Annotated in this window: 30 protein-coding genes; 3 read left to right on the top strand and 27 right to left on the bottom strand. The window is 46.4% G+C overall.

Going from position 1 to position 23041, the window contains the following annotated elements:
- Positions 1-10: 10 nt before the first annotated feature.
- The 15 genes from BUB68_RS10790 to BUB68_RS10720 form a co-directional block, all read right to left on the bottom strand.
- On the bottom strand, positions 11-364 hold the full coding sequence (locus BUB68_RS10790; protein ID WP_073091197.1) for a hypothetical protein: 354 nt from the start codon (positions 362-364) through the stop codon (positions 11-13).
- Positions 365-812: 448 nt separating this feature from the next.
- Positions 813-1109, bottom strand: coding sequence for an ATPase, T2SS/T4P/T4SS family (locus tag BUB68_RS10785; RefSeq protein ID WP_073091194.1), 297 nt, complete (start codon positions 1107-1109; stop codon positions 813-815).
- Positions 1110-1163: 54 nt separating this feature from the next.
- Positions 1164-2009, bottom strand: a complete 846-nt coding sequence (locus tag BUB68_RS10780) for a PHP domain-containing protein (protein WP_178139512.1) — start codon at positions 2007-2009, stop codon at positions 1164-1166.
- A gap of 155 nt (positions 2010-2164) precedes the next feature.
- Positions 2165-2689 carry a hypothetical protein gene (locus BUB68_RS10775; RefSeq protein WP_073091188.1) on the bottom strand — a complete coding sequence of 175 codons (525 nt, stop codon included), beginning with the start codon at positions 2687-2689 and terminating at the stop codon, positions 2165-2167.
- Between the two features lie 337 nt (positions 2690-3026).
- Positions 3027-3359, bottom strand: coding sequence for a hypothetical protein (locus BUB68_RS10770; RefSeq protein WP_073091185.1), 333 nt, complete (start codon positions 3357-3359; stop codon positions 3027-3029).
- Positions 3360-3781: 422 nt separating this feature from the next.
- A complete protein-coding gene (locus BUB68_RS10765; RefSeq protein WP_073091181.1) occupies positions 3782-4222 on the bottom strand; it encodes a hypothetical protein in 441 nt (146 codons plus the stop codon).
- Positions 4223-4273: 51 nt separating this feature from the next.
- Positions 4274-5053: an SMI1/KNR4 family protein gene (locus tag BUB68_RS10760; RefSeq protein ID WP_073091178.1), complete on the bottom strand. Its 780-nt coding sequence runs from the start codon at positions 5051-5053 to the stop codon at positions 4274-4276.
- Between the two features lie 18 nt (positions 5054-5071).
- Positions 5072-5536 carry an SMI1/KNR4 family protein gene (locus BUB68_RS10755; RefSeq protein ID WP_073091174.1) on the bottom strand — a complete coding sequence of 155 codons (465 nt, stop codon included), beginning with the start codon at positions 5534-5536 and terminating at the stop codon, positions 5072-5074.
- Between the two features lie 25 nt (positions 5537-5561).
- Positions 5562-6242: a TIGR00266 family protein gene (locus BUB68_RS10750; RefSeq protein ID WP_073091171.1), complete on the bottom strand. Its 681-nt coding sequence runs from the start codon at positions 6240-6242 to the stop codon at positions 5562-5564.
- A 1-nt stretch (position 6243) separates the two neighbouring features.
- Positions 6244-6591 (bottom strand): hypothetical protein, encoded by a 348-nt coding sequence (locus BUB68_RS10745; RefSeq protein ID WP_073091168.1) that lies wholly within the window; start codon positions 6589-6591, stop codon positions 6244-6246.
- A 28-nt stretch (positions 6592-6619) separates the two neighbouring features.
- The gene (locus tag BUB68_RS10740; RefSeq protein ID WP_073091166.1) at positions 6620-7135 is read right to left on the bottom strand and encodes a CbrC family protein; all 516 of its coding nucleotides are present in this window, start codon (positions 7133-7135) and stop codon (positions 6620-6622) included.
- A 22-nt stretch (positions 7136-7157) separates the two neighbouring features.
- Entirely contained in the window at positions 7158-7577 is a 420-nt protein-coding gene (locus BUB68_RS10735) for a hypothetical protein (protein WP_073091163.1), read from the bottom strand.
- Between the two features lie 87 nt (positions 7578-7664).
- Positions 7665-8270 (bottom strand): hypothetical protein, encoded by a 606-nt coding sequence (locus BUB68_RS10730; protein ID WP_073091161.1) that lies wholly within the window; start codon positions 8268-8270, stop codon positions 7665-7667.
- Between the two features lie 70 nt (positions 8271-8340).
- Positions 8341-9033, bottom strand: coding sequence for a hypothetical protein (locus BUB68_RS10725; protein ID WP_073091158.1), 693 nt, complete (start codon positions 9031-9033; stop codon positions 8341-8343).
- Between the two features lie 332 nt (positions 9034-9365).
- Positions 9366-9608, bottom strand: a complete 243-nt coding sequence (locus tag BUB68_RS10720; RefSeq protein ID WP_073091232.1) for a hypothetical protein — start codon at positions 9606-9608, stop codon at positions 9366-9368.
- A gap of 41 nt (positions 9609-9649) precedes the next feature.
- Between BUB68_RS10720 and BUB68_RS10715 the strand changes: the two genes are divergently transcribed.
- A complete protein-coding gene (locus BUB68_RS10715) occupies positions 9650-9922 on the top strand; it encodes a JAB domain-containing protein (RefSeq protein ID WP_073091156.1) in 273 nt (90 codons plus the stop codon).
- Between the two features lie 94 nt (positions 9923-10016).
- On the opposite strand, the gene BUB68_RS10710 is transcribed toward BUB68_RS10715, so the two are convergent.
- Together BUB68_RS10710 and BUB68_RS10705 are read right to left on the bottom strand one after the other, a co-directional pair.
- Positions 10017-10784, bottom strand: a complete 768-nt coding sequence (locus BUB68_RS10710; protein WP_073091154.1) for a cyclase family protein — start codon at positions 10782-10784, stop codon at positions 10017-10019.
- Between the two features lie 146 nt (positions 10785-10930).
- Positions 10931-11155 (bottom strand): hypothetical protein, encoded by a 225-nt coding sequence (locus tag BUB68_RS10705; RefSeq protein ID WP_073091229.1) that lies wholly within the window; start codon positions 11153-11155, stop codon positions 10931-10933.
- Positions 11156-11296: 141 nt separating this feature from the next.
- On the opposite strand from BUB68_RS10705, the gene BUB68_RS10700 reads away from it, so the two are divergent.
- On the top strand, positions 11297-11623 hold the full coding sequence (locus BUB68_RS10700) for a transposase (RefSeq protein WP_073091151.1): 327 nt from the start codon (positions 11297-11299) through the stop codon (positions 11621-11623).
- A 336-nt stretch (positions 11624-11959) separates the two neighbouring features.
- Here BUB68_RS10700 and rlmD read toward each other — a convergent pair whose 3' ends face one another.
- From rlmD to clpB, 7 genes are all read right to left on the bottom strand, one after another.
- Positions 11960-13333, bottom strand: coding sequence for a 23S rRNA (uracil(1939)-C(5))-methyltransferase RlmD (rlmD, locus tag BUB68_RS10695; protein WP_073091149.1), 1374 nt, complete (start codon positions 13331-13333; stop codon positions 11960-11962).
- A gap of 39 nt (positions 13334-13372) precedes the next feature.
- Entirely contained in the window at positions 13373-14032 is a 660-nt protein-coding gene (locus BUB68_RS10690) for an HAD family hydrolase (RefSeq protein WP_073091146.1), read from the bottom strand.
- 20 nt (positions 14033-14052) lie between these two features.
- Positions 14053-14460, bottom strand: a complete 408-nt coding sequence (locus BUB68_RS10685) for a PaaI family thioesterase (RefSeq protein ID WP_073091226.1) — start codon at positions 14458-14460, stop codon at positions 14053-14055.
- Between the two features lie 65 nt (positions 14461-14525).
- Positions 14526-15965, bottom strand: a complete 1440-nt coding sequence (gene gatB, locus BUB68_RS10680) for an Asp-tRNA(Asn)/Glu-tRNA(Gln) amidotransferase subunit GatB (RefSeq protein WP_073091143.1) — start codon at positions 15963-15965, stop codon at positions 14526-14528.
- Positions 15965-17434 (bottom strand): Asp-tRNA(Asn)/Glu-tRNA(Gln) amidotransferase subunit GatA, encoded by a 1470-nt coding sequence (gene gatA / locus BUB68_RS10675; protein WP_073091140.1) that lies wholly within the window; start codon positions 17432-17434, stop codon positions 15965-15967. The genes gatB and gatA overlap by 1 nt, the downstream gene beginning before the upstream one ends.
- A 16-nt stretch (positions 17435-17450) precedes the next feature.
- Positions 17451-17741 carry an Asp-tRNA(Asn)/Glu-tRNA(Gln) amidotransferase subunit GatC gene (gene gatC, locus BUB68_RS10670; RefSeq protein WP_073091137.1) on the bottom strand — a complete coding sequence of 97 codons (291 nt, stop codon included), beginning with the start codon at positions 17739-17741 and terminating at the stop codon, positions 17451-17453.
- A 115-nt stretch (positions 17742-17856) separates the two neighbouring features.
- A complete protein-coding gene (clpB, locus tag BUB68_RS10665; protein WP_073091134.1) occupies positions 17857-20430 on the bottom strand; it encodes an ATP-dependent chaperone ClpB in 2574 nt (857 codons plus the stop codon).
- Positions 20431-20596: 166 nt separating this feature from the next.
- Between clpB and BUB68_RS10660 the strand changes: the two genes are divergently transcribed.
- Positions 20597-21301 carry a hypothetical protein gene (locus tag BUB68_RS10660; protein ID WP_073091131.1) on the top strand — a complete coding sequence of 235 codons (705 nt, stop codon included), beginning with the start codon at positions 20597-20599 and terminating at the stop codon, positions 21299-21301.
- Between the two features lies 1 nt (position 21302).
- On the opposite strand, the gene nagB is transcribed toward BUB68_RS10660, so the two are convergent.
- From nagB to BUB68_RS10645, 3 genes are all read right to left on the bottom strand, one after another.
- A complete protein-coding gene (gene nagB / locus BUB68_RS10655) occupies positions 21303-22064 on the bottom strand; it encodes a glucosamine-6-phosphate deaminase (protein ID WP_073091128.1) in 762 nt (253 codons plus the stop codon).
- 2 nt (positions 22065-22066) lie between these two features.
- Complete coding sequence (gene tadA, locus BUB68_RS10650; RefSeq protein ID WP_073091125.1) at positions 22067-22570, bottom strand: tRNA adenosine(34) deaminase TadA; 504 nt, start codon at positions 22568-22570, stop codon at positions 22067-22069.
- A gap of 111 nt (positions 22571-22681) precedes the next feature.
- Positions 22682-22960: a hypothetical protein gene (locus tag BUB68_RS10645; protein WP_073091123.1), complete on the bottom strand. Its 279-nt coding sequence runs from the start codon at positions 22958-22960 to the stop codon at positions 22682-22684.
- Positions 22961-23041: the final 81 nt, after the last annotated feature.

Genomic DNA, 23041 nt, shown 5'->3' with positions numbered 1-23041 from the left:
CATTTTTATATCATGATGCCTGAGCCACAATTCTCTTCAGCTCGGCATCAAATCTTTTACCTCTTTTAATTTCATCTTTTAATTCTCCATAGGCATAGTAATAAAACATTACCATTAAATTTTCCCTTGGTAAGCAAACGAGCATTTTAACGTCACCCTGCCTCCAATGTCGCGGCAATGGTTTTCCTTCCGTACATCTGTACAACCCCTTTAGATCATTTTCTTCTTCATTCATCCTGATTAGATCATTAGGATGAAGTCTCCACCGATCGCCCAGACATATCCTTTCCCATGTATCTATATTAACAATTTCACAGTACGCAATATCTTCCTTATACATCATTTTTTCAATCAGTTTTATCAATTTTCTACCTCCGAACTATGCAAAAGCTATTTTATAATTACCATATTCCTTATCAGCCTGTTGCAGCCTGAATATTGCTACATCTTCTAACTTACCAAAACAAATTAAAATTCCTTGCCAATCATTTTTCCTAATACAGCTTCAGTCTCCAGCGAGAAACTCACATCTATTCTTTTCATTATTCCCTACCTGCCATCCTCATCTTCCGTTCTCCTAACAGCTTCTATTGCTACTTGTTTTCATTTTCATGTAAATACAAAAAAATTATATTACAATATCATTAAACTATGATTAATTTTTCCTTAACAGTTTCTTAGACTGTATTTACAAAAAAGCTCCGAGGAACTTAAGCCTCGGAGCCCTTCTGCTATTTCTTTTTATTGCAATGGATGTGTTATGTATCTGCCTTTTTCACCGTCATAGCCGTCAATGCTCAATATCTCCTCTACTACACGTCCGGTTCCCTTGTATCCTCCAGCATCACAATCCGGTCATCGCTTCTGGATATTTCTGCCAGGATGGCGTTTAGGAACGTGGTCTTCCCCGACTTGGTTTTCCCTGCCGCGATGATGTTCTTCCTGTCCCGGATGGCCCCCAGTATGATTTCCCGCTGTCTTGCCGTAAGCACGCCGTCATCAACGTAATCGGTAAGGGTAAGCTCCCGTTCCGTATGCTTGCGGATGATGAAACTTGGTGCCGTTACCACATCGGGCAGGAACCCTTGGAACCTGCTGCCAGCCGGCATCTTTTGCCACTCTTAGATTACAAAACCATTACCTAAGCATTACATAGGGACATTTCATCTATTCTGTCGCTGTTTTAATGCGTCCACAATGGTAAGTTCTTCTTCCGTCACTATCTTGCCATAAGCATTCAGCGTCCCAAGCTGTATGTTCTTCCTATCCCCATGATAATCACTGCCGCCGCTAACAAGCAGATTATACTTTTGGGCTGTGGCCAGCAACTTTTCAACCTGTTCCTGGTCAAAGGCTGAATAATAGCACTCCAGCCCCTGCAAACCTGCATCCATAAGGATATGCAGCTGTTTATTGAATTCTTCGTCATCCATGTCACGTTTGCCATAGCCGCCATAGGGATGTGCCCATACCGGAATGCCACCAGCCGCCAGGATGGCCTCTATCGCTTCCCGTGCCTCCAAACGTATATCATTAGTTTGCCATGGTTTGATGTACTTTTCAATAGCCATTTTTATATCATCGGCTTTCCCCATGGAAACCAAAATCTCACCCAGTCGCTGCTTCCAATCACCATTTCCCTGCAGCTGTATAAGCTCCTCTTCAAGCTTAATTCCATATTGGCTGGCAATAAAGCCGATATGCCTATGAATAACCTCCTGTTTTTTCTGACAGGCTTTTTCCAGTATCCGCACAAAGGCTTTCGCCACTGGCGTAAAACCATACCCCAGAATATGGCAGTTCCTTACCTCCGTAATGCATCCAAACTCAATTCCCCGGATGAACATCATATCCTCAGGAACCAAAGGCTCTATACTCGAAATACCATCCACAGTATCATGGTCAGAAACAGCAAACGTCTTTATCCCTGCTTGTCTAAGCCGTTCCAACAGGCTGCGGGTGTCATCCGTCCCATCTGAAGCACAAGTATGTATATGTAAATCAATCATCTTTTTCTCCAATCCAATCGTTTGTATCTCCACCATTACAGATGTCTCTGCCTCCACTGATTATATGATGGATGTTGAACGATTTGAAGGCCAGATAAGATAGTAAACCGATAATATTTTTTGTGAATGAAAAATCGCATTAACTATAAAGAAAGTTATATTGCGAACTTATGATATATCCCTACAATATATGAAAAAAACAACATACACCAAAAGTAAAACGCTATCCCCGAGTCGAAAACCAACAACTTGGTTACATTATTTTCCATGCACAATTTTTGCCATTTCTGCTGCCAGTCTCCCTTTTTCTTCAGAAACGATTTAATTATACCAGGAAAATACCAACCAACGTATAACGCATATTCCATCCCCGTGGCCACTCTCACTTTATTCTTTTCATGCTTTATCCTTTGCTGTATGATTTTGTACGTAGATTTCAAGGAGTTCCAAATTATCCATGGGCTTAACAACGCAAGCAGACCAAATCCCCAAAATGTTATGAAATCAAAATAGTAATATACTGCTGAAACCGGTAAATAATCTCCACTCTCCCCGATTGCATAGCATCCTGTATAATCTGCAAAGCCATAGGAAGCGCCACCCAGCAGAAGATGATTCGTTAAATACAGCAACACCAGCACTGCAGTAACCCGCTTATAAATTGAAAAAAACATTCCCATAGTTACCTCCAAGATTATTGTATCTATTTCACAAACAATATTTATTACCATCCTGCTGTCCGATAAAATGGAATCTTCTCAGTGGAATATGATTGATAACCTAATTTTTCTGACTTGTCAATTCAACATTCTGCGCTTTATATTTATCGATTATTTTATAAACGCGTTTGTGAGGCTCTTCCTGCATATATTTCTTTCTGTCTTTTTCCAAATACAGATTCTCACTATGTAAATCAACAAATATATGGTCTATAACCCTCCCTTTATTTATAGTTTTTCTTTTAGATTCTACTCAAGTACACTTCGCCAACAGTCAGGCATTATAATCTTATGCCGCTTAGGCATCTTTTATCTTAAATTTCCCTTCCTTTATCGCCAAATCCATTTCCTCCTTCATAAGTTTTTCTGCCTGGTGCATACAGTTCCCTACTGCTTCTGAATCCTTATATTGATATCCAGCTTGATCTGCATATGCATGGCAGCCGCCTGCCAGCACCCAGCCATCAGAATCCCATGGTTCATGTCCGGATTCTAAAATCTCTCTATCTCTTTTATAGTATTTATAGACTAAATGTAAAATTCCCTTACTCAGTTCTTCTTGTGTATATGCCTTCTCCAGTTCAACTATTGTATTATTTATTGCTTCAAGTAATAATTCTTTATTTTTCATATCATTATCCTCGCTTCACATAGGCCTATTCGATATCCTTTCACATAAGAAGCCAAATCAAGTCCTGCCCTGATATATGTTCCAGAAGTAATACTATCACCAGTCCGAATAGAGATGCTATGCCATCCTCTATTATCAGTTTCTTAAATTCTTCTGATATTTGTACCTGTGGATTGCTGATTTTCATTGCCCTCTTATAGCACAATTCACCAATATCTCTGGCGAAAAGATATGGTATCAGTTTTATAGGGAAAAATGCATTATTGAATGATATTCATGATGGGTTACTGATATAACATACATGACGATATACCAGTGTATAAATGCTCTTTTATTCCCTCCGAATAACTTATACCATATCTTTTCCGCCATATTAAACCGCTCCTAAATATTTTCGCTGTGCATATCGGCATTATAAGGAACTACTCCTGTTTCCAGCATTTTTCATCAAACAAGCCCTGCTCCCGATAATAGTGCTTTACAGTTTCTTTTACCTTGTCTAAATCTACACAGATTTCATCCTCAAAATCTGCCATCTGGCCGCCACATACCAGCTTATGCACTTTTCCTTCTATGTATCTTTCCTTCAGCAACGTATAGTTTCTCTTACCATACTCTTCGCTGTACACCACATTATACAGCCCTTGATTGCCCCCGCCTATAATCATGCATTTGCCAGCATTTTCACTCTCCAGGGATACTTCCGTTGTATTTTCTCCATCTAGCAGACCGATTACTGCAAACAACTGTTCCAGTGAGGGATTGTTTATCTCAACATATTCCGGGCTGTGAAAGATTCCCTTGCCTTGTATATCGTAAACAATTCGCATCGGCTCTCGTAATTCTGCTATATCAAACTTCATCCAACCACCTCCCGACATTCCTTATTCCTGATGTTTCTTGTATCCAGATTGTTACTTATAGGAGATAAACTCCAAATGCCCTGCACCACTCCAATTTTCCGGTAAGGCATCACACTGCACTATCCCTTTTATTATTCCCACTAGAAACTCTGTAATGGACATCTCATATTCATAAAATTCAGCCGAACATCCTTTACATACAATCAAATGCCACTTATCTGGATCTTCATCCGTATTCCGCCAAAAAATATCGACTCCATTATTAGTTCTTCCCAAGGGGAGCAATCCTTCAGGAAAGTCTTTCAGTGAAGCTCTATATGCCTCCAGGACTTTTTTGCCAGCTTTAAATAAATTAAAGCCATCAATCTCACACCACGGACTATATATCCATAAGACGTTATCTACCGCTCCCAGCCCATACGCATTGATATAATCCATGTAATCAAGCGGGAATTTTATATTGTGTTCCTTTTGAAGCCTGTCCCATTCCTCCTTGCTGTGCGGAACAATCATATCATCCCGGTAAAACAAATCATTCTCCCGATAAGGTCTTTCCAAGAGTGGTCTTAATTTGTTTATTCTATAATGCAGAAGATATTCCTGATGCTGCTTAAAATCTTGCATTACCATGTCATAGAAATACTTACATGCTTCATTTTCTTTCCTGAATGTCTTGACACCACACTTAGAGCCTCTTTCGCTGTAATAAACCTCCCACTGTTTCTTCTTATACTCGATGCACATCATTTCCGAGGTTGTCCAGCCAAAGCTATACATATCCTTAGGCACATGGCTTTCTTCCAGTTTTGCCCTTGTCTCCGCTATATTCATGTTCCCGCCTCTGTCCGATTAATCTTCGACCTTTATCATACCCTCGATGAAGTCCTGTATATTTCCACTTAGATACACCATGTAATCGTCTGGATTATAATCCTCCGGAATTTCATTGCACTCACAATCCGTTATCCAGCAGTAAATGGCTCCTGGCTCTTCGTCAGCTGTACTGAAACCATAAAGCAGCTCTCCTCCATCATCGGCAATAGGAATAAACCAGCTTGGTGACACGTCATCAATAAGTCTTTTGGTGGCTATCACTGTGTCATCCAGCCCATCGGGAAGAATTAGCGGCATAAAATAATTCACCATATACGCATAGCCATCGCTAATATAAACATCACACTCCGGCATGCCGCCATTATTTTCCAAATAGAACTTTTTCACACTCTCCGGCAGCCTGATTCCTAAAAGCTTTTCCGCTCTTACAATTTCCGCGTTTCCAATTTTCGGATATGATGAATTGATCTTATTGTTCATCCTGCGTCTCCTGCACACATCACCGTTATTTTACCGGCACCATCGAACGAATCCATGCTTCAAAACCACTGGGATTTCTTGTCTGAATCAATACCGTGCCCGGCCCCCGGAACCGCGTCACCAGACATTCCCCTGACTTAATCCCAGATATCCATCCGCTGGAAGCTTTTTCGATTGTATAATCCATATAGTCCGGCCATGCAACCAGATTTCCATTGTCAATGATGATTTCTTCTCCATCAGCAAGACTTAGGGGATGAATTGCACCGAAACTGCTTACAAATAAGGTTCCACTTCCTTTAACGTTTAATATAAAGAAACCTTCCCCTGAAAACAGTCCCTTAGACAGGTTCTGCATTTTTGTATCAAACTCAATTCCCTCTGTACTTGCCATATAGCTGCCTTTTTGCACTCTCCAGCCATAAGAGCCATTCAATGCTAAATCAAGTATGCCACCGGGCAGAGAATGTCCCAGCAGTACCTCACCTGCTCCTCTGGACGCAATTAACTCCTGACAGAAGAAACTTTCACCAGTCAAAAACTTCCGAGCAAGTCCAGATAACAATCCGCCATTCATCTTGCCTTCCACATCAATAGTGGCTGACATCGTTATCATAGCATCTGATTCTGCCTTCAGTTTTTCACCTCGCTCCAGCTGACATTTTACAATTGGAAAAGCCTCTGAGTGCATAATTTCATATTTCATTTTAAACCACCTGTCCTTCCTTATTCTTTAATTTAGAGTAATCAAAGGATAAATACGCCCCCAATGCTGATTCTTCAGCCATCTGTCTCAGATAATCAAAAAACATATCTACGGCGCCCACTTTAGCTGCTTCTGCATAAAAGACATCTTTTATCACCCTGCATGTATCCGTAGGTTCATAGGCAATGTAAAAATCAGAGGCTGAGTATTTCCTATATTTCCCATCCCCCCGCAAATATTCTCTTATTTCACATTTAGATATTGCATACAAAAAATTATATTTATCCTGCTGGTCATAAAACGATTGCATATCCTCATAAAACTTCTTTTTTACGTTATTGCTGCTCATCGATTTATCAATCTCCGCTCATTTTTCATCAATCCATATCAACCCACAAATGATATTTTCCACAGTGCAGGCATTGAAATAAATATCCACGCATATATCCATCTTTATTTAAGCATTCTTCTAAATCTTCTATAGGGATTAATGGATCACGTTCCACATATTCCTTGAGAATTTCCTCTTTACATCCCAATTTTTCGAGTTCTTCGATTCCTGCATATCCAATATACTTACAATAATCATCACAGCATGCCAGCCAGTATTCTCCCTGCCAGGAAAGGTACCCTGGTGTCCTATGAAATAATTCGTCCCGCTTAGCTGGATCACTTACCGGATCTGCATCTTCAATAAAATCGCCGTGAAATTTTGCCGCGGCACTTCCATCACTGACACACTGGAGACATATGCAGTCAACATCATCTTGGGAATACAGTGTATCGATATATTCATATACATTCTTGCCGCAGCATTGGCATACTCCCTCTGCATGAATCAAAGCGTCATCTTCATATATGTTTGGAAAATACTTGAAATTAACCTTTTTCATATGCTCCACCTTTTCTAACACTTTACTCTTTCACATTGGCAAGTCTATAGTTATAAAACTTAACTATTCCTATAGAGTACTTTCCTTCTTTCTTTTTCCTGACAACAAGTCTCAATCCATCTTTCATATATCTATTATCTTTCTCATGATAATCCCATCCATTTTCAGTTAAATATTGCATGTAAAAGTCTCTAATTTCATCATCGGATAAGGAAGTTGCAAATTCTGCATCCAATGAAACAGAACTCCCCCACTTTTTCCTATCATGCAGTTTAACTTCAACGGTCTGTTCAGGAACAGCTAAGGAATCGTAAATAGAATACATCTCCCTGATATCCCTCTCGCAAACCTCATCTTCCACAAAGTATCCTCGCCCTAACACCACAAGCAAAATAATTAAAAATATCAAAACTCCCCAGGGACTCTCGTTTCTATCATCCATTTGAAATCCTTCTATTCTACACACCTTATACTCATTATTACGCGGCAACTCCCCATTGTGAAATGGTACTTTTTAGTGTTGTCATGATTATTGTATTTTTAGAGACTCTATAGTGTGTTTGGCATTTTGGGCAGCTTTATCATTATCTGCACGATAGCAGCACATTATTTTCCAGAATTCGTTGCTCTCATTTATACCAAGTCCTTGCATCTCCCATTCTTCATCATCAACAGCATACTTTATTTTCGCGTAAGTCACATTTTGTCCGTTTATTATTCGCGGTTCAAGTGACTGAACTTCTGTTTTTTGTTTCTCACTGTTATTAAAACTAGACATGAAAGTCCGCTTATTGAAATTTACTTTGATATTTGGATCCGACACAACACCATGGTAAGCAACAACAAATATTCCGCCCTCCATCCCCTCATGAGTATAGCTTTCAGCTTTTTTAAGGTTAGGATCTCCCTTTGATGACAAATCCATGTGTTTGTCAAGTTTAAAAGGCAGTTCAAGGCTGAGCATCCTACCATCATCTTGCTTTAAGTTCGCCGATTGCCAGCTGGTGATATTTTTTTCAGCAACTATAGGCAATTGACTATGGGTATAGCTTTCTATTTTATTGGAATATTTTATTGTCATAAGAACAAGCATAGGAAGTCCTATTATAATAAATCGCTTCCAAAAAGTATTCATGATTTAATCATCTCCTAGTGGTGCAATAACTCCATATACTATTTCTTCTTTGGCTATTTTTACTTATATTCTAGCTTTCCCATGCAAAATAATCATGTTCATCATCCCCCAAAGTACTCTTGCCGGAGATGAATTTTATTGGTATCAGTGTAGCCCAATCGATTAGGAGTATCGCAAATACTATAGGAAAAAGATACAAAATTCGCATTGTTTCCCAAAATCTGCGGCCATTTGTTTGTTCCCTATGAAACAGCCACCACAAAGCTAAGCAGGTCAGTATGCTCCAGGTTATATCCACCCAGCGGGGTGTTGTATAAGTTACAGTTTGACCGATATTGCCCAGCATCAGCGCGATGAAGGGAATTCCAACGAACCCAATCCACATAAGCACAAGAGAGCCATAAAAGGCCATAAAGGGCTTGTATTTCCCATACATCTTGAACCGCTTCCTATTTGAGTACAATGCTGCAATGAGTGCTATTCCAAAGGCCACTCCCCCAATCAACTCAAAACCTTTTAAAGCTAGGAACATGCTCAGTAATACTCCCGGGAGCATCTTCAGACAAAACTGTAGGCTTTTGCTCCGACAGGCCACATAAAAGGTTATCAGCGCGTAGGCAACACTTGCAATAAGCACTTGTATTGTATCTTGCCGTAAAGTTGCGTATGTAACCAACCAATTCACCCATAGAAAATAACTGTACCATCCCTTGTCTACTGGCTCATTTTTCGCTTCCTGTACCTCATTTAATTCTGCTTCCACTAATCTGACACCCTTTCTTCCATTTCACCAAAATTCTTGGCTGCACAGCATCTGCAGTGCTATTTTCTAAGTTTCATATAAATACTGATAAATTTTATCACCTGTTTATTAGAATCTGTTTAGTTCTTTCTTAAGAATTTATTAGACCTTCAACCATTTTTATCATTTATACAGCAAAAACTCCGAAGGTTTCATCCCTCGGAGTGTTGGTTCTTTCTCTCTATATAACGATATCCACTTACCAATGCGAATGAAATACCAGATTACTGGACTTCCATCCCTTTATTGGATGTTAATAATTAACATCGACGCAGGTCAAACCTGGCTGCACTTTATGCAACCATTTCCTTCACATACTGTATGAGAGTATTCTCCTCAGCATCAATCATCTTGTCCGGAACATAGACGAAAATCTTTTCATCAACGGCCCGCGCTTCCTCCGAGACATAACAGCCGTCTTTAGTCATAAGAGCAACGTCCAGGCTGTCTACTGAAATCAAGTGTTTTCCGCTGATTTCAGGCAAATCAAACGCAATCAATCTCGTGGGATAATCCTCGCCTTCAAATCTCAACAAACCAATATCCTCCACATCATCTAAGTCATCATGCCGCATTTATGCTGACAGTTCCAACAGCATACCATACAACAGTAGGCACTGCAAGCACCAGTGTCTTTTTCTATGTGGAGAGAGGCTGTAAAAAAGAAGGTACGTCTATCATTCTTGTCCATAACCACCCCAGCGGCGACCCCGACCCAAGCAGACAAGATATTTCCGTTACCCGTAAACTGGTCAAATCCGGCAAAATTATGGACATTCCTGTAGTAGACCATGTTATCATCGGCGAGAAAAGATACTGTAGCATGAAGAAACTGGGATATATCCGATAGTGCATCAGAACATCCCCATTGCCGACGTTAATTATTAACATTGGTATACCGAAAAGAGCCTTGCATCCGCAAGACTCTTTTCTCATTCAGCCAATCATTTTTGGGGCGTAATTGCCAGCACACGAACCGGCAAACCGGTGGCCTGCTCGATATTTGGCCAAGCGGCGAACAGCAATGCTCCCACCGGTGCTACTTTATCCAGATTATTTAGCACCTCAATCTGCAGTTTCCCTTTACTGAGCACATAGCGCTCGCAGGCCAGGTCACCAGCAGCGGCAGCAACTGCACTGGCATCGGTATCCAAGGTTTCATGACCATTGGCTGCCGCATTGCGCACCTCATAGATATACTTCAATGCTTCCAGCGACCAGCCGGGAGCATTTTCATTGCCGTCCTTATCTATCCCCGATAGTTTATTCATATCCGGCCAATTCTTTGCCCAGCCGGCATTCAACGCTACAAAAGCTCCATCCGGGATATCCCCATATTTTGCTTCAAATGCCTTGATATCCTCCACCGTAACAGCGTAATGCACATCCTCGCGCACCTTATCGCTGATATCTATTACGACCAGCGGGTAAAGCATATGCCTGACACCAAATTTTTCCGATAGAGGCGCATCTTTGACGAAATGACCAGGGAAATCAATATGCGTACCGAACTGCCCCGGAAATTTGAAGGTCTGAATCAGGCATTCAAGTATAGGATTGCCCCAGTCAAATACTGTCTTGGACAGCTCCACCGACCCTTCAGGAATACCTGCCCAGTAAGGGCTGTCATTGTTCAAGGAATGGCTTAAATCTACCCATTCATATTTCTCTGACTGCAACTCGTTAATAAGATTCCAAAGCTGATGACTCATAGAACGCACCCCCATAGTCTATTACACATTTGTTTGATAGGTAATATAATATATTCTGGAGGTGATGTCAACACTTATTGCAAAAAATCAGCTTAATTTCCCATTTTTAGTATTATCTGTTTGTTTACACTATACAAAGATACACTTTATCTGTTCTTGATGTTTTCTTTCTCGGTCGTTACAACGACTACGGTATCGTCATCGTCAATTTCTGCACCACACCGGGGACAGCACGCATATTCTGTACCATCAGCCAGCTTCCGTTTCCCCTGGCACTTCGTGCAAAAATCCGTATTGCACCTCTTGCAGTGTAGTATCTCCCCAAAATCCCGCCTGCCACACCGGGGACAACCATCGTAGTATTTAGCCATCGTAGCATCCTCCCTCCTCGCGATGTTAATTATTAACATCGCCCCATCATCTTTCTGCTTATTTTCTACACGGTGTCCATGTATTCCTCTCAAACCATTACAGACCATTACACTGCGGCGCTTCCCGCCGCAACAAGATAATTGACCATTTACAGAACAAAAGATGTTGTCGAGAAAAGCTTCTCCCGACTGAAGAACACACTAGATTTAAATCGTCTGCGTGTCCATAACAATGAGCGAATGGAAAACAAGCTGTTCATCAGCTTTATTGCCTTGCTGCTTATCAGTGAACTTCACCAGCGGATGCTGCGTGGCGGTCTTTACAAGACCTACACCATGCATGAAATGCTCTTGAAGGTACGCAAGCTCCGCGTAGCCCGGTTGAATGGTAAGCGTATCGTTCAGCCAATTAGCAAGGAACAACATGAGATATTCAAGGCCTTAGGATTTGAGGATCCCGTAGGTTAAAAAATCTCGGGATTTTAGGATATAAGAAATTGAAATTCCGCGATATGGTATATTTCTTTTAAGACCGGCAGGTGCTAGAGCCGGTCTATTTTTTTACATTCATAAGCATCCCCCCCTCGTATAAAAAAAGCAGCCGACTAATATCATTTAACTGATATCAGTCGGTTGCTTTTTTAGCGAACCTATCAAATTATGCGTTATATTTTAATATGTTTCCTTATACCATATGTAATCGTAGCTCCACTCGAAAGCCTGAAAAATGCACTTTTTCACGGCCTCCATCGGGCTTTAACTTGAACTCAAAATATGGCCAGAAGCAAGTGAAATCAAAGAGTTTCACGATTTTTTCCGTTGTAGCAACGTCACACATTCGACATGCGAAGTACAGGGGAACATATCCACCGGCTGCACTTTTACGGCCTTATAGCCCATTTCGTCAAGGATGGCGATGTCACGAGCGAGGCTAGCGGGGTTGCAGGAAACGTAGACAATGCGTTCCGGCTGCATGTTAGCAAAGGTTTCGAGCACCGTGGGCGTGCAGCCGGCACGGGGCGGGTCTACCACTACCACGTCGGCTCGCACACCCTGTTTGTAGAGCCGGGGCATAACCTGAGTGGCATCGCCTACGATGAACTCGGCGTTGCGCACGTTGTTGTCCCGAGCATTTTTCTGGGCGTCGAGGATGGCAGGCTTGACGATTTCGATGCCAATGACGCTATGGGCTTTCTGGGCCAGGAACAGCGTGATGGTGCCGGTGCCGCAGTAGGCATCGATAACCGTTTCCTGACCGGAAAGGTTGGCGTATTCCAGCGCCTTGTTATAGAGAACTTCTGCCTGGCTGGTGTTGACCTGGAAGAAGGAACGGGGCGAGATGTGGAAGGTCAGACGGCCAATGCTGTCCTGAATGGTGGGACGGCCCCAGAGGAGTTTGGTATCCCGGCCCATGATCACGTTGTTGCGATAGGTCTGGATGTTCTGATGAACGCTGACCACCTTGGGCAGTTTAGCCCGCAGCATCTTCACGAATTCCTTTTCCCGAGGCAGGTTCGTGGTCGCGGTGACGATGACCACCATGATATCGCCGTTCTTGCCTACGCGGCCTACCACATGGCGCAGGACGCCATTATGCTTATCCTCATTGTAGACGGGAATATTCAGCTTGGTGATGATTTCCCGCACGGCATTGACCACTTCATTATTGCCTTCCTTCTGGATATGGCAGTCGGTGGTGTCGATGATTTCATGGCTGCCCTGAGCAAAGCAGCCGATAATGGTCTTGCCCTTGTCCCGGCCGATGGGAAACTGCATCTTGTTGCGGTAATTCCAAGGCGTGGCCGCACCGATGGTAGGCTCCACCCGCAAGTCCGGCTGTTTGCCGATGCGGGTGACGGCATCGATTACCTGCTGGCGCTTGGCCTGCAGCTGGGCCATGTAATCCAGATGCTGGAGCTGGCAGCCGCCGCATTTGTCGTAAATGCCGCAGACGGGCTCCACCCGGTCAGCGCTTTTGGTCAGGATTTCCTTCACATGGCCCTTGGCATAGGTCTTCTTCACCTCGTCAATGATCGCCAGCACTTTTTCTCCCGGCAGAGCATAGGGCACGAACACCGTGAAGTCCTGATAGCGCCCCACTCCTTCGCCGCTGGTTCCCAGCGTGTTGATTGCGATTTCATAAGCTTTTCCTTTTTCCACGGGAACTTTTTTGCTCATCTGTCTTTCCTCTCCTAAATATCCTTACAATCCTGAAACTTAAAATACAACTTTGGTCAGCAGTTCTTCCGGGCTGTCCAATAAAACCTTGGCACCATGCTCCAGCAGCTCCTCCCGGGGACGGAACCCCCAGGTCACGCCGACAGGCAGGAAGCCTGCGTTCACCGCCGTATCCATGTCCACGCTGGTGTCACCCAGATAAGCCACTTCTGCCGGTTCAACGCCCATTTTCGACGCAATCAGCAGCACCTTCTGCGGGTTCGGCTTGCGAGGCAAGCCTGCGCGGTCGCCGATGATTTCCACGAAGTCATGCGCAGACAGGAGTTTCTGGCAGATTTCATCCGCAGCTGACTGATGCTTATTGGTACATATTCCCAAAGGAATGTTTTTTTCCTGCAAAGCGCGCAACATTTTCTCAATGCCTGCATAGCATGCAGTCTTATGGGTAAGGTTCTTATCATAGCAGGCCTTATAGCGAGCCAAAGCCTCATCAACGAACGCATTGTCCTTTGCCTTGTCCGCCGGCAGGCAGCGCTCAATGAGCTTGCGGGAACCGTTGCCTACAAAATAACGGTAAGCATCTATATCATGCTGGGCAAAACCATAGCTGTCCAGCATTTCATTGGCACTGTCGGCCAAATCGGCTAAAGAGTCAATCAATGTGCCATCCAGATCAAAGATGGCGGCTTTATACTGCATAATCCAGTGCACCTTCCTTATCAATCCACTAAGGCCATCTTAGCCGTACCCTCAGCTGTGATTGTGCCATCTGCCAGCGCAATCGTGGCTTTCATATTGACAAAGCTGCCGCGGCGGCTTTCTTCCCAACCGGTGATGGTCAGGGCTTCCCCTACCGGGGTAGGCTTGCGGTAGCGGACATCCAAACGGGCAGTTACGGCCTTTTCCCCGGCAGAATACAGACAGCCTCCCATGGCCTCATCCAGCATGGTGGTCACAATACCGCCATGAACCACACCGTCATAGCTCTGGTATTCATGAGGCAGAGCTTTTTCGGCAATGTATTTGTCATCCGCAAAATGAAAATCCAAATGCAGACCGATGGGATTTTCCGGACCGCAGGCAAAACAATAGGTTTCACCGGGTAATTTTTCTTTTCCTTCTGCCATAATTTCCTCCCCAAAAGAGAATACAGGGATGCCCGCTGGCATCCCCTTTCTGTATCCTATAAAAATCAGCCTAATTTTTCGGCCAAGAGCTTGTTGACCATCTGCGGGTTAGCTTTACCCTTGGAGGCCTTCATGACCTGCCCCACCAGAGCGCCGATGGCTTTCTTGTTACCGCCCTTGTAGTCGTCAACGGCCTTCTGATTGTTGGCGATAACTTCGTCCACAATGCCTTCGATGGCCTTGGTGTCGGTAATCTGTACCAGGCCCTTGTCCTTGACGATTTTTTCCGGGCTGTCGGTGTTCGTCCACATTTCCTTGAAGACCTTCTTGGCAATCTTACCGGAAATGGTGTCCTTCATGATGAGCTGGATCATCTCGCCCAGGCGCTGTGCCTCAACGGGGGACTTGCTGATATCAATGCCCTCATCGTTGAGGTTCTTCAGCAGGTCGCCCATCATCCAGTTGGCAGCCAGCTTGGCATCGGCACCGGTAGCTACCACAGCGTCAAAGTATTCAGCCATGGCGCGGGAGCTGGTGATGATGCCGGCATCATAATCGGACAGGCCGAATTCCTCTTCGAGGCGGGCACGGCGGGCATCCGGCAGTTCCGGCAGCTCGCTGCGGTACTTCTCGATGGTTTCTTCGCTGGTCACAATGGGCGGCAGGTCCGGTTCCGGCATATAGCGGTAGTCATGGGCATTTTCCTTGCTGCGCATGGACAGCGTGATGCCGCGAGCCGGGTCATAAGTGCGGGTTTCCTGCACGATATGGCCGCCGTCTTCCAGAACTTCCGTCTGACGCTCGATTTCGTAGTTGATGGCGTCTTCGAGATTCTTGAAGGAGTTGATGTTCTTCATTTCCGTGCGGGTGCCGAGCTCTTTCGTGCCTACGGGGCGCAGGGAAACGTTGATGTCGGCACGCAGGTTGCCTTCTTCCATGCGGCAGTTGGACACATCGATGTATTCCATGATGGCCTTGATTTTTTCCATGTAAGCACGTGCTTCCTCAGCGGAGCTCATATCCGGTTCGGATACGATTTCGAGAAGAGGCACACCGGTACGGTTGTAGTCCACGTTACTGGAATTGGAATCCTTGATGGTCGTGCCGGAGTGTACGAGCTTACCAGCGTCTTCCTCCATATGGATACGGGTCAGGCGAATGCGCTTCTTTTCGCCGTTCACATCGATATCCACCCAGCCGTGCTCTGCGATGGGCAGGTCATACTGGGAGGTCTGCCAGTTCTTCGGCAGGTCAGGATAATAGTAGTTCTTGCGGTCGAACTTGCTGTACTTGTTGATTTCGCAGTTGGTAGCCAAGCCGGCCTTGATGCCGAACTCCACTACCCGCTGGTTTACCGTGGGCAGCACACCGGGCATACCAAGGCACACCGGGCATACATGGGTGTTCTGGTCAGCACCGAATTCCGTGGCGCAGCCGCAGAAAATCTTGGTTTTCGTCTTTAATTCACAATGTATTTCCAGGCCAATGACGGCTTCGTACTTCATTAGTTGTTACCTCCCAGCTGCGGCATTTTCGTGTGATAATCCTGGCTCTGCTCATAGGTATAAGCTGCGCGGATGATGGTTTCCTCGTCCAGGGCCTTGCCGATGAGCTGCATGCCGATGGGCATTCCCTTGCTGCTCATGCCGCAGGGAATGGAGATGCCCGGCAGGCCAGCCAGGTTCAAAGGTACCGTGCAGGCATCCTGCAGGTACATCTGCAGGGGGGCGCCAGCCATTTCGCCGATCTTGAAGGCGGTGGTGGGCGCTACCGGTGCCAGAATCACATCAACCTGTTCAAAGGCCTTGGCATAGTCCTCAGCAACGAGGGTACGCACCTTCATGGCCTTGAGGTAATACGCATCATAGTAACCGGCGGACAGAGCGTAGTTGCCGATAACGATACGGCGCTTCACTTCTTCGCCGAATTTTTCCGTGCGGGTGTTGGTCATCATGGAAACCAGGTCTTCACCATCCACGCGCTCGCCGTAGCTTACGCCGTCATAGCGCTGCAGGTTGGTAGCAGCTTCTGCCGGAGCAATCAGGTAATAGGCGGAAATGGCATAATCCGTATGCGGCAGGGAAATCTCGACGATTTCAGCGCCCATTTCCTTGTACGTTTCAATAGCCGTGCGGATAGCCTTTTCCACTTCGGGGTCCATGCCCTTGACGAAGTATTCTTTCGGCAGACCAATCTTGAGGCCCTTCACATCTTCCACCAGCGCCTTGGTGAAGTCAGGCACCTCAGCTACGCTGGAAGTGGAGTCCATATCATCATGGCCGGCGATGATGTTGAGGATGTTCGCGCAGTCCGTCACATCACGGGTCACAGGGCCGATCTGGTCCAGAGAGGAACCATAGGCCACGAGGCCATAGCGGGAAACACGGCCATAGGTCGGCTTCAGGCCAACCACGCCGCAGAAGGATGCCGGCTGACGGATGGAACCGCCGGTGTCGGAACCCAGGGACCAAATAGCCGTACCAGCAGCCACGGAAGCAGCGCTGCCGCCTGAGGAACCACCGGGCACGCATTCCGTGTTCCAGGGGTTGCAGGTCGGATGGTAAGCGGAATTTTCCGTGGAACCGCCCATAGCGAACTCGTCCATGTTGAGCTTGCCCAGGATAACCGGATTTTCGGCCTTGATTTTCGTCATGACTGTAGCATCATAAGGCGGCACGAAGTTTTCCAGGATCTTGGAAGCGCAGGTGGTCTTGATGCCCTTGGTGCAGATATTGTCCTTGATGGCGCCCGGGATACCTTCGAGGAAGGAAATCGTTTCACCATTGGCAATCTTTTCATCCACAGCCTTGGCCTGAGCCAGTGCCTCGTCACGGGTGATGGTCAGGTAAGCCTTGACATCCCCTTCTACTTCGTCAATGCGAGCCAGCACGTCTTCCGTGAGCTCTACGCTTGTAATCTCTTTATTCACCAGCATGTCATGAAGTACATGAGCCGGTTTTTCATATAATCTCACGTTCAATCCTCCTGCCTTAGTCTTCCAGAACCTTCGGAACCTTGAAATAGCCGTCTTCCTTCAAGGGAGCATTAGCCAGAGCAGCCTCACGGTCGAGGGACTCTTTCACTTCGTCCTTGCGGAACACATTCTGCATGGGCAGAGCATAGGTGGTCGGCTTGACATTCTCCGTGTCCAGTTCGGCAAGATTATCCATATAAGTCAGGATTTTATCCATTTGGCCGATGTACTTTTCTTCTTGGTCGGCGGGAATTGCCAGACGGGAAAGAACAGCTACATTCTGCAAATCTTCTTTGGTAACTTTCATTTTCTCACCATCCATAGATGTTTATTTATCATTTAGAAACACACGTCGATATTATAGCACAAAGCGCAGTGCGAAACAATGATTTCGCACTGCGTCCCAACTTCCTATTTAGTATTTATGCCGTCTTGAAGGTAAACTCGCCATTTTCAAAACCAATATTCACAGTATCACCTTCCTGTACCTCGCCACGGATTATGGCCTTGGACAGAGCCGTTTCCACGGTATGCACCAGCAAGCGGCGCAAAGGTCTGGCCCCAAAGTTCGGATCGAACCCCTGATCGGCCAAAGCGACAAGCGCGTCTTCGTTCCATCCCAAGGTAATCTTGACCTGACGCTGCAGACGCTCACCCAAAGCCTGCAAAAGGATGCCGGCGATATTCTTGACCTGTTCTTTGGCCAGTGCCTTGAAGACAATGATATCATCCACACGGTTCAGGAATTCCGGGCGGAAGTAATCCTTGAGGATTTCCTTGACTGCACTCTGTGCCTCTTCATAATCCTTGTTGAGGATTTCATGGGAGCCTAAGTTGCTGGTCATGATGATGACCGTGTTCTTGAAGTTCACCACGCGGCCCTTGCCATCAGTCAGGCGGCCATCGTCCAGAATCTGCAGGAGCACATTGAACACATCACGATGAGCCTTCTCGATCTCATCCAGCAGGATGACGCTGTAAGGACGGCGACGCACGGCTTCTGTGAGCTGACCGCCTTCATCATAGCCCACATATCCCGGAGGCGCACCAATCAGACGAGCCACACTGTGTTTCTCCATGTATTCACTCATATCGATGCGGATCATGCTGCGCTCATCATCAAAGAGGGCTTCGGCCAGTGTCTTGGCCAACTCCGTCTTCCCCACGCCCGTGGGGCCAAGGAAGATAAAGGAACCAATTGGACGGTTGGGGTCCTTGATGCCGGCTCTGGCCCGCAGGATAGCCTCGCTGACAGCTTTCACAGCTTCGTCCTGGCCAACTACCCGTTCATGGAGCACATCTTCGAGATGGATGAGCTTTTCGCGTTCGCCGGTGAGCATCTTGCTGACGGAAATCCCCGTCCAGCAGCTGATGACCTTGGCGATATCTTCCTCGCCCACTTCTTCCTTGAGCAGGGATTCGCCCTGCGCACGGGCCGCAATGCGTTCTTCTTCTTCTTTCAACTGTTGCTGCAATTGCGGCAACTTGCCGTATTTGAGCTCCGACAGACGATTGAGATCATAGGCACGCTCAGCGCTTTCCATCTGACTGTTGACATCATCGATTTCCTTCTTGATGGCCCGCACCCGCAAGATGGCCTGCTTCTCGCTGTCCCATTTTGCCTTGAGGGTATTTTCCTCCGCCTGCAGTTTCTCCTTTTCAGCGGTAATATCCGCCAGCTTTTCCTGCGAGGCCGCATCTGTCTCTTTCTTCAAGGCCTGCTCCTCGATTTCGAGCTGCATGATCTTGCGGCGGATTTCATCAATGGGCGCCGGCATGGATTCGATTTCCGTGCGCAACTTAGCCGCGGCTTCATCCACCAGGTCGATGGCCTTATCCGGCAGGAAGCGGTCGGAGATATAACGGTCAGACAATACGGCCGCCGATACCAGCGCCGCATCACGGATGCGCACACCATGATGGACTTCATAGCGTTCCTTTAAGCCGCGCAGGATGGAAATGGTGTCTTCCACGCTGGGCTGGCCCACCATCACCGGTTGGAAGCGGCGCTCCAATGCTGTATCCTTTTCGATATACTTGCGGTATTCGTTGAGCGTCGTGGCACCGATGCAGCGCAGTTCGCCGCGAGCCATCATGGGCTTCAGGAGATTGCCCGCGTCCATGGCACCTTCGGCGGCACCAGCCCCCACCACCGTATGCACTTCATCGATAAAGAGCAAGATCTGGCCGTCCGATTTGACGATTTCATTGAGTACCGCTTTCAACCGTTCCTCAAACTCGCCCCGGAACTTGGCTCCGGCAATCAAGGAGCCCATATCGAGGGAATAGAGCGTCTTATTCTTCAACGACTCCGGCACATCACCTGCCACGATGCGGCGAGCCAGTCCTTCGACAATCGCGGTCTTGCCCACCCCCGGTTCACCGATCAGCACCGGATTGTTCTTCGTGCGGCGCGAAAGGATTTCAATGGTCCGGCGGATTTCTTCATCACGGCCAATCACCGGATCAAGCTTGCCCTGACGGGCAGCTGCCGTCAGATCCCGGCCGAATTTTTCCAGGGATTTATAGCCTTCTTCAGGATTTTCACTGGTGACATTCTGCTTACGGTATTTCTTGATGGCGCTCTGGATATTGCCCTTGGTCAGTTTGAACTCTTTGCAGATGGCCTGCACATCACTGCTGCCATCCACAGCCAGGCCCAAGAGCAGATGTTCCGTCGAAAGATACTCATCCTTCATGGATTTGGCAAACTCTTCGGCCCGTGCCAGCACCCGCACCATATCCATCCCCATGGAAAGACGGTCTGTGCCGCGGACACTCGGGATCTTGCCCAGTTCCTGTTCCAAACGAGCCTTGAGCATCGGCAGATCCGTCTGACATTCCGTGAAGATATCGTTCAACAATCCTTCCGGCTCCTTGGCCAATGCCAAAAGCACATGCAGGGAAGTGATCTCCTGCTGGTAGCGCATCGCCGCCATCTGCTGGGCAGCCTGCAACGCCGCCATGGTTTTTGCGGTATATTTTTCCTGTCCCATAATGTATTCCTCCGTAACTTCGCGGTTAAGTTTCATCTTCAAGTTCTATTATACAGAATAAAGTCAAAAAGTCAAATACTATTTCTGACTTTTTGACTTTAAATCTTGTCTTACCTGCTTATTTTAGGCTATAATGAAAAAAGTCAAGTATAAGGAGGATTTTTTCATGACACAAAACGAATTCCATAAATTAGTCCATGTGGTAATGGACTCCAAAGCCAAGCCCCCCGAAAGCCTCTTCAATGGCGGCATGGACAGCTGGCGGGCCAGAGCCCGGCTGGCTCATTTCCTGGCCATGGATGAGATCGACAAGAAGGACGAAGCCAGCGAACTTTTCCATAGCGTCGTCGAAGCAGACTATGATGAGGATAACAGCGAAGAAGTCGAAGAATATGTCTTTGCCCTGCAGAAACTCAGTGCCCTGGAAAAGGAACAGGAAAAATATGACGAAGCACTGAACCATATCAATCAGGCCATCGAAGCTGGTGAAGGAACGGATTTCCTCTACAAATATATCCTGCGTGGCGAACTTTGGGCAGATCGCTGGAATATCATGCACAAGATGGGCATGACTGCCGATGCCGAAAAAGAAGTGGATGAACGCATCGAAGCCTATAAGGATATCCCCATTGAACATAACAGCTATCTCTATTACGGCTACCGCTTCAAGGCACAGCTGGCTGCAGCGCGGGGCGTAACGCTGGTGGCCAAGGATTATATGCATATGGCCATCCATGCCATGGAAATCCCCGAAAAATACCAGGCTGGTCTGGAAAAGGCTTTTGCTGCCGACCATGACAATGCTTCATGGATACTGACCGAAGTCGATAAAGCTACTCCCAATCCGGATATGCTGCATTGGGACATTTGATTCATTTATAGGTTATATTGATGCCACGGATTGCCTTAGGCAACAGCCCCGCCGCTTCGGTATCCACAATGACAGCCACATCTCTGTGCAACTGCAGGATTGAAGCTGGCGCCTCCGGCGTCACATCGCCACAGACAGCTTTGTATACGGCTTCCGCTTTATTGCGGCCATTGGCCAGCAGAATGACGTGTTCCGCCATCATGATTGTCTTGATGCCCATGCTTATGGCATAACGTGGGACCTCTTCTGCACTTTTGAAGAAACGGGAATTGGCCTGGATGGTCTCTTCATCCAGCTGTACTTTGTGGGTGGTCGCCGCGAATTTCACATCCGGCTCGTTGAAACCGATATGAGCATTCTGACCGATCCCCAGGACCTGCAGGTCTATGCCACCTTTGGACTCAATCAGTTTTTCATAGCGCTGGCCTTCTTCCACCATATCCTCAGCCATACCATTAGGCAGATAAACGTTCTCCGGACGGATGTTTATATGGCGGAAGAAATTTTCCTGCATGAAATAATGATAACTCTGGGGATTATCCGGACTCATGCCAATATATTCATCGAGATTGAACGTGGTCACTTCCGAAAAATCCAGCCCCACGTTTTTATGCACTGCTGCCAGACGCTGGTACATGGAAACCGGCGTACTGCCCGTGGCCAGCCCCAAAACGCTGTTAGGTTTCAGATAGACTTGCCCTGCCACAATGTTGGCCGCCTCCAGCCCCATCTTTTCATAAGAATCCGTAATGATGATCCGCATGGTCACGCCTCCGCTTCTTTTGCCTGCTGTTTTTCCCGTTTTTTCTTCTCCCGGCGTTCCTTGAAAAAGCGCTTCATGATGCCTGCACATTCGTTCTGCAGGACACCAGCCGTGATTTCCGGTCGATGGTTCAAGCGCTCATTGCCCGGAATGTTGAAAACCGACTCACAGGCACCAGCCCGGCTATCGGTGCTGCCGTAGACTACCCGGTCCACCCGGCTGTTGACAATGGCTCCGGCACACATCGGGCAGGGCTCTATTGTAACATAAAGCGTCAATCCCGAAAGCCTCCAACGGCCTAAATCCTTACAGGCGTTTTGTATAGCGATAAGCTCAGCATGTGCGGTAGCATCATGCCAGATCTCCCGCATATTGTGTCCACGTGTCACGATTTCTCCCGTAACATTGTCCACCAATACTGCACCAATAGGCACTTCCTCCAAGTCATAAGCTGCCTGCGCTTCCTTCAAAGCCTCCTGCATATAATAAATATCGTCTTTGTACATTACACACCTCAAAGCAAAAACTCTCCTTAGCATTATTCTAGCACAAGGAGAGTTTTTTTCCTATAAGAACACCTATAAAGTTGTCTCGCATCAGTCCATACCCTTCCCTATTCACTCTACAGGATTGATCCTGTTTTCCAATTCCCTGAAATCAATGTATTCCTTATAAAACAATGACTGTGTAGGATGCGTGGATAACTCCAGCTTATAAGCACCAGGAGCATCGATACCTGCCTCATTTGCCAGCCGGGCCTCTTTATCCAGTTCATTGTTCAGGGCATTCTTGAACGATTGTTTATTCCTCTTATCTTCACTATATCCTTCCTTACGCTCAAAGGCACGGCCTTCCACCCCTTTGATACGGGCAACGCGCTCAATTCGTTCTAACATAGCAGACACCCCCTTTGCCCTAAATCGCCTTTCTTATTTGATATATCGTATCAATTAGAACAAAACTTAATAGTCTGCAAA

The sequence above is a fragment of the Pseudoselenomonas ruminantium genome (assembly GCF_900142515.1).
Taxonomy (GTDB): domain Bacteria; phylum Bacillota; class Negativicutes; order Selenomonadales; family Selenomonadaceae; genus Selenomonas_A; species Selenomonas_A ruminantium_D.
This window is presented reverse-complemented; position numbering and strand designations above follow the sequence as displayed.

Coding starts and splice junctions, on each gene's coding strand:
- BUB68_RS10785 (WP_073091194.1), bottom strand. CDS start 1,109: ATGCCGGCTGGCAGCAGGTTCCAAGGGTTCCTGCCCGATGTGGTAACG.
- BUB68_RS10780 (WP_178139512.1), bottom strand. CDS start 2,009: ATGATTGATTTACATATACATACTTGTGCTTCAGATGGGACGGATGAC.
- BUB68_RS10775 (WP_073091188.1), bottom strand. CDS start 2,689: ATGGGAATGTTTTTTTCAATTTATAAGCGGGTTACTGCAGTGCTGGTG.
- BUB68_RS10770 (WP_073091185.1), bottom strand. CDS start 3,359: ATGAAAAATAAAGAATTATTACTTGAAGCAATAAATAATACAATAGTT.
- BUB68_RS10765 (WP_073091181.1), bottom strand. CDS start 4,222: ATGAAGTTTGATATAGCAGAATTACGAGAGCCGATGCGAATTGTTTAC.
- BUB68_RS10760 (WP_073091178.1), bottom strand. CDS start 5,053: ATGAATATAGCGGAGACAAGGGCAAAACTGGAAGAAAGCCATGTGCCT.
- BUB68_RS10755 (WP_073091174.1), bottom strand. CDS start 5,536: ATGAACAATAAGATCAATTCATCATATCCGAAAATTGGAAACGCGGAA.
- BUB68_RS10750 (WP_073091171.1), bottom strand. CDS start 6,242: ATGAAATATGAAATTATGCACTCAGAGGCTTTTCCAATTGTAAAATGT.
- BUB68_RS10745 (WP_073091168.1), bottom strand. CDS start 6,591: ATGAGCAGCAATAACGTAAAAAAGAAGTTTTATGAGGATATGCAATCG.
- BUB68_RS10740 (WP_073091166.1), bottom strand. CDS start 7,135: ATGAAAAAGGTTAATTTCAAGTATTTTCCAAACATATATGAAGATGAC.
- BUB68_RS10735 (WP_073091163.1), bottom strand. CDS start 7,577: ATGGATGATAGAAACGAGAGTCCCTGGGGAGTTTTGATATTTTTAATT.
- BUB68_RS10730 (WP_073091161.1), bottom strand. CDS start 8,270: ATGAATACTTTTTGGAAGCGATTTATTATAATAGGACTTCCTATGCTT.
- BUB68_RS10715 (WP_073091156.1), top strand. CDS start 9,650: ATGCTGACAGTTCCAACAGCATACCATACAACAGTAGGCACTGCAAGC.
- BUB68_RS10710 (WP_073091154.1), bottom strand. CDS start 10,784: ATGAGTCATCAGCTTTGGAATCTTATTAACGAGTTGCAGTCAGAGAAA.
- BUB68_RS10705 (WP_073091229.1), bottom strand. CDS start 11,155: ATGGCTAAATACTACGATGGTTGTCCCCGGTGTGGCAGGCGGGATTTT.
- rlmD (WP_073091149.1), bottom strand. CDS start 13,333: ATGAGCAAAAAAGTTCCCGTGGAAAAAGGAAAAGCTTATGAAATCGCA.
- BUB68_RS10690 (WP_073091146.1), bottom strand. CDS start 14,032: ATGCAGTATAAAGCCGCCATCTTTGATCTGGATGGCACATTGATTGAC.
- BUB68_RS10685 (WP_073091226.1), bottom strand. CDS start 14,460: ATGGCAGAAGGAAAAGAAAAATTACCCGGTGAAACCTATTGTTTTGCC.
- gatB (WP_073091143.1), bottom strand. CDS start 15,965: ATGAAGTACGAAGCCGTCATTGGCCTGGAAATACATTGTGAATTAAAG.
- gatC (WP_073091137.1), bottom strand. CDS start 17,741: ATGAAAGTTACCAAAGAAGATTTGCAGAATGTAGCTGTTCTTTCCCGT.
- clpB (WP_073091134.1), bottom strand. CDS start 20,430: ATGGGACAGGAAAAATATACCGCAAAAACCATGGCGGCGTTGCAGGCT.
- BUB68_RS10660 (WP_073091131.1), top strand. CDS start 20,597: ATGACACAAAACGAATTCCATAAATTAGTCCATGTGGTAATGGACTCC.
- nagB (WP_073091128.1), bottom strand. CDS start 22,064: ATGCGGATCATCATTACGGATTCTTATGAAAAGATGGGGCTGGAGGCG.
- tadA (WP_073091125.1), bottom strand. CDS start 22,570: ATGTACAAAGACGATATTTATTATATGCAGGAGGCTTTGAAGGAAGCG.
- BUB68_RS10645 (WP_073091123.1), bottom strand. CDS start 22,960: ATGTTAGAACGAATTGAGCGCGTTGCCCGTATCAAAGGGGTGGAAGGC.